We start from the raw sequence: 5,677 nt of genomic DNA on the forward strand, positions 1-5,677 counted from the left end.
AGGGGTCCCGCCAACCAAATGACATAAAACCCACGCTAAGACATTTTTTGGAAGGTAAAAAGCCGATTTTCCCACGTTAAGGAATTTCGGCTTTTGTGTTTTATTTTCGGAGTGGTCGTAATGTTTCTAATGTAGTTGATTGCTTAAATTTGAATTTATATTCACCAAGGAAGTTGATATGTTCCCAGCCAAGCGGTGAAATATGATGTAGCAATTCTTCATGCAAGACACCGTTCTCTTTTTTATATTCTATTGCCTTGGTTAAATATACCGTATTCCATATACTAATGGCATTAATAATAATATTTAATGCACTAGCTCTTTGAAGTTGATCCTGAAGCGCACGTTCACGCAATTCGCCACGTTTTCCGAAAAAAATAGATCTAGCCAAAGAATTCATAGCTTCACCTTTATTTAATCCACGATGAATTTTTCTTCTTAATGTTTCACTTGAGATATAATCTAAAATGAAAATTGTTTTTTCAATTCTTCCCATCTCACGAAGTGCTGTAGCCAAGCTATTTTGCCGAGCGTAAGAACCAAGCTTTCCCATAATAAGAGAAGCAGATACAGTACCCTTCCGAATAGAATGAGCTAATCGTAATACATCATCGTAATTTTTTTGAATAACATTTATATTGATTTGACCGCGCAATAATTTTTCTATTTGTGGAAAATCACTAGATTTTCCTATCGTGTAAAGCTTTGAGTCAGCTAGATCTCGTAAACGCGGTGCAAAACGAAAACCAAGTAAATGGGCTAAACCAAAAACTTGATCAGTATAACCGGCTGTATCTGTATAATGTTCTTCAATCGCTAAATCTGTCTCATGATGAAGGAGTCCATCAATGACATGTACAGCATCTCTAGCGTTTGTATTAATAACCTTTGTATAAAAACTTGAAAATTGGTCACTGACAAAACGATAAATTGTAGCACCTTTTCCAGTACCATAATGAGGATTAGCATCTGCATGAAGTGCAGAAACACCAATTTGCACACGCATGCCGTCTGATGAAGATGTTGTTCCATCTCCCCAATAGGAGGAAAGAGATAATTTATGATGGAAATTAACGAGTACAGATTGTGCTTTACTCATTGCATCCTCATATAACCTCCATTGTGTTGCATTTGCCATTTGTCTATAGGAAATATCAGGTGTAGCTTCACCCATTTTTGTCATACCTATGTTTGTTCCCAATGCCATAAGCGCAGCCATTAGAATAGTGGTTTCTTCTTCATTTGGAATACGATTGGTTGAAGCATGAACAAACTGTTCATGGAAACCGGTCCAATGAGCTACTTCCATTAATAAGTCAGTGAGCTTCACACGTGGAAGTAAGTCATAAAGAGATGAGCTAAATTCTTTTGCTTCTTGTGGTGTATCTTTTTCCAAACGGCTTAAATGCAGTCTACCATTCTCTAAACTTACCCCATTTAATTCGCCTATATGATTTGACACCCATTTTAAGCGTTTTAATAATGAAGATGTTCGTTCTTCTAAATATTCATGAGCAGATAGACTAACAGCTAACTCGGATGTTCCAGGCTGAATCTCGTTCCACTCTTCTTTTGAAATAAGGTACTCATCAAAATCCTTATGTTGTCTACTACCACTAATAGATATATTGCCTGACCGAATAGAATTTCGTAGTTCAGTTAAAACAGCCATTTCATAATAATGCCTGTTAATGGTTCCATCTTCATCATATACGTGCTTTTGCCATCTATTTGATACAAAATCAAGAGGGGCACCTTCCGGTACTTTCCGTTTACCTGTTTCGTTCATTTCTCTAACCGTGTGAATTGCACGAATTAAGGGCTCTGCTGATTTCGTAGAATGAAACTCAAATGATTTTAACAAGAGGGGTGTATACTTTCTCAATGTGTAGAATTTCTTCTCTAATAAGTCTAGATAATCATAGTCGATTGGACGTGCTAATTGCTTTGCTTCTTCTACAGATTGAACTAGCTTTTCCCAAGGCATTATCATTTCTAATACTATATAAGGATCTGTACCCTCATCTCTAGCTTTAATGAGCGCTTCTCCGAGGTTAGCAAAGTGAACCACTTTTTCATTAATTGATTTCCCATTTTGTTTTTGTCGTTCTTCTTGCGCTTTTCTTCCTTTGGATAATAAAGACATAATCTGACGATCATGTATCTCAAATGCTTGGTCCGTCAAATCTTGAATTAATTCTAGAAGATAAACAACCAAAATAGCATATTTTTTAGAATCATCAAACCTTCGAAAAGAGTGGGGTTCATATCTTGAACCAATTTTAGATAATTGTCGTAATCTGTTTGGATGTAAGGTCTTTGTGTCAATTTGCAATTGTAAATTTCGAATATATTCAAGTTTTTCAACTACTTTGAGAAAAGAATCGGGGGAATGAGAGCTTGGTATTTCTCGCAACCATGCCAAATATGTTTTGGTACTGTCTTCCATCGGAAGTAGAAGACAGTTTAATTTTTGAATATGTTCCATAGCTAGAGAAGAATTAAGTAATCGAAAAATCTTTACTTCTGCACGTCTTCGAACTTCCCATACCATTCGTTCTATTGTTGTCATAGCTGGTAAAATAATTTTTCTCTTTTTTAATTCTTCAATGGTTATCTGAATTAAATGTAGAGCATTCCCATTCTCTAATGCATATTGTAATAAGACTTGAGACACAACACGATATTCACGAATGGTGAAGTTCCGAAATCCATATTCTCTTCTAATTTCTTCGAGATGCTCATGTTTCGTTTGCTCACGTTCTGCATATATATGTATTTCTTTCGCATTAATTTGGAGTTGTTTGGCTATATAATTCACAACACAATCGGGTATATGTTGAATATCTGATAAGGTCCAACCAGGAAATCTCAATACACAAAGCTGTAAAGCAAATCCTAACTTATTATGATCTCGACGATGACGCTTGATAATTTCTATATCATGAGGGGACAAGGTGTAGTAACTTCCTAATTCATACTCACTAATTTGTTCTGGAATAGATGCAAACTCTAAACGCTGTTCTGACGTCAATAATTCTCTTGCACGTTTTGAAGACATAGTTTTCTCCTTTCTAAAATACAAGAAAATACCTTGTCTATAGGATGCCGTAGCTCAATGGATGTTAGGTTGAAGTATTTTCTTGTCATGCTAACATCTTTGTAAACTATTTAATTTAACTACTCAGTTTCTTCATTAGATTATCAGTTGGCCATAGTATCTTGTTGCATCTTGCGATACAAAGTCATTCTAGAGATACCGGCTTTCTCTGCAGCATCTGTACGACTCATACCTTGATTAATAAGATATAAAGCATAATCAATCTTTTCCTCATCCATTTTTGGTCTTCCAGGATGTTTCCCTCGCTTCCTTGCAGCCTGAATCCCTTCCTTGGTCCGCTCAGAAGTTAAATCTCGTTCAAATTGAGCAATACCAGCGAAAATAGTAAATAACATTTTTCCATGTGCTGTTGCTGTATCGAGCCATGATTCCTTTAAACTTTTCAAGTGAGCACCTTTTTGAGAAATATGTTCCGTGATTTCAATGAGATCTTTTGTAGAACGTGATAATCGAGTTAAATCTGTTACAACAATTGTATCTTCTGGACGAAGAAATTCTAGCATACTATTTAACTCTGGACGGTTTCGTTTTGTACCGGTTATTTTTTCGAAGAAAATACGATCGCATCCAAACTCTTCAAGTTGTTTCTTTTGGCGATCCAAATTTTGGTCTAATGTAGAAACACGCATATAACCAAACTTCATGTTTATCATCTCCCTTACTAAAAATTGTATCAAAAACGATTCAATGAGGATATTGTTACAAATAATATTGTTACATATTTTTGTTACGCTCGTTATGCAAGTTAATTAGACTAAAAGTTTATTACTAATTATTGTAACAATAATGGTCGTTTTTGTTACGGTGATATCATAAAAAATACTACTCTATAAAAAAGTAGTAAAGTTAAAAACTAACTCTAGATTATGAAGTACTACATAGGCTAACATAAAATGAAGGAGACCATGCGGGTTATTTAGACGGTCTCCTTTTGTTTTTCTTAAGCTTCTACTTCACTCAGCAATGCATGAGTATTGTCTTCAGTATCCTGAAAAAATACCATCCATGTTTCTGTTTGTCCCATTTTAGCTACAACATGTGGTTCGTCGATAAAAGTAACTTCTTTACCTAATAAGCGTTCATAAGTATCTTTAATATTATTTACTTCAAAATAAATTACTGAACTTGAAAGAGCGAATTCCTCTTTTTCTGGAAGTGTTAACATGAGACGCAATCCGTTGCATTCAAAGAATGCCATACTATTAGTGTTAAACAAAAGTGAGAGACCTAATTTTTCTTTATAAAAATCTAGTGCTCTATTTAAATCTTTTACAGGTACTCCAATTTGTCCAATTTTTTGGATTATATTAGTTTCCATAAAAATTTGCTCCCTTCAAAATATCTTATTATTAAAAGGATAAATTATTTTACCTAATTTTTCTTATCCAATATCACCTTTTTTCGATATTCTTTAGGAGATATGCCAACATGTTGCTTAAACATTTTGCTAAAGGATACAGGATTTTGAAATCCAAGTTTAAAGGTTATATCGGTCATATTATTACTTAATTCTGATAATAGTTGTTTTGCTTTTGTTACTCTAAACTCTGAAATATGCTGATGAGGAGTTTTACCATATATTTGTGTGTATGTTCTTAATAAATGATTTGGAGATAGACAAGAAATTCGTGCAATGTCATTTAATTTAATAGTTTTGTCATAATAAGCTCTTATGTAATCATGGGCTATACATATCCTTCTATATAATTCTTCACGTGTAGAGGTCCTTATTGCACTTAAAGATTCAACTTCCTTGTATGTATTAAAATGTTCATTCAAAATATATTGCATTAACTTATGAAATTGTTCCTCATAACCAACAGAATTAATTTCGAGACTAGGTAAAATATGTTTGAAAGTTTCAAGTTGAAAAGATAAAGTATTATTTTTATGATAGGTTTTATCAAAAAAAACAATAGAACTCGTATCCATAAATGGATCGTTTAGAAGATTATCGTTTGTTTCTTTTAATGAATTAAAGACCTCGGCTTCAAACCCATCTTTAAAGAAAATACAAAAAGATTCCACATCCTTCGTTTCATCAATTGAAATTGTGTATGAACCTTTATTAAGGAGTAGGTATCTACTTTCTTCAACAGCAAACATGCCTTTATTAGTCTTATAATGGGCTTTACCATTTGAAAATGTTTTTATGGACAGTTGGCCAATTCCTTCCCAGTAAAATTGGTCACTTTTTGCATGTAAAACGAAATTGGTAGAATCATTTTTTGACATAATACACTCTCCATAAGTGGCGTCATTATTTTTTTAACTTTATTATACATAATAATGGAATCTAAGTATGAAAATATATATTATCAATCTAAAACAGTACGGTGGATATGCGTATTGTAAGTGTTAAACTTAAACAACTTATTGTAATCTTAACGTATCCTTATTGCAAATGGTGACAGCTTCGCTGGTACTCACCCTAATATTGCCGTCTATAGCAAAAATATTCATTTTAGTTACAACCCTTAGCGTACCTAAATCAAGGATTTGAATTCCAAAAAATGTCTTAACGTGGGTTTTATGTCATTTGGTTGGCGGGACCCC

Annotated in this window: 4 protein-coding genes; all 4 read right to left on the reverse strand. The window is 33.7% G+C overall.

Translation table 11 applies throughout. The annotated features are described in order from the left end of the window. Window positions 1-100 precede the first annotated feature (100 nt). Window positions 101-3,061 (reverse strand): Tn3 family transposase, encoded by a 2,961-nt coding sequence (locus PDQ68_RS28190; RefSeq protein WP_000095762.1) that lies wholly within the window; start codon window positions 3,059-3,061, stop codon window positions 101-103. Window positions 3,062-3,204: 143 nt separating this feature from the next. Next, window positions 3,205-3,765, reverse strand: coding sequence for a recombinase family protein (locus PDQ68_RS28195; RefSeq protein WP_000668449.1), 561 nt, complete (start codon window positions 3,763-3,765; stop codon window positions 3,205-3,207). Window positions 3,766-4,061: 296 nt separating this feature from the next. Continuing rightward, entirely contained in the window at window positions 4,062-4,439 is a 378-nt protein-coding gene (locus tag PDQ68_RS28200) for a VOC family protein (RefSeq protein ID WP_000449612.1), read from the reverse strand. 53 nt (window positions 4,440-4,492) lie between these two features. Beyond that, window positions 4,493-5,356 (reverse strand): helix-turn-helix domain-containing protein, encoded by an 864-nt coding sequence (locus PDQ68_RS28205; RefSeq protein WP_000041618.1) that lies wholly within the window; start codon window positions 5,354-5,356, stop codon window positions 4,493-4,495. Window positions 5,357-5,677: the final 321 nt, after the last annotated feature.

The organism is Bacillus cereus group sp. Bc010, assembly GCF_027716745.1.
GTDB classification, from domain to species: domain Bacteria; phylum Bacillota; class Bacilli; order Bacillales; family Bacillaceae_G; genus Bacillus_A; species Bacillus_A pacificus.

Coding starts and splice junctions, on each gene's coding strand:
- PDQ68_RS28190 (WP_000095762.1), bottom strand. CDS start 3,061: ATGTCTTCAAAACGTGCAAGAGAATTATTGACGTCAGAACAGCGTTTA.
- PDQ68_RS28195 (WP_000668449.1), bottom strand. CDS start 3,765: ATGAAGTTTGGTTATATGCGTGTTTCTACATTAGACCAAAATTTGGAT.
- PDQ68_RS28200 (WP_000449612.1), bottom strand. CDS start 4,439: ATGGAAACTAATATAATCCAAAAAATTGGACAAATTGGAGTACCTGTA.
- PDQ68_RS28205 (WP_000041618.1), bottom strand. CDS start 5,356: ATGTCAAAAAATGATTCTACCAATTTCGTTTTACATGCAAAAAGTGAC.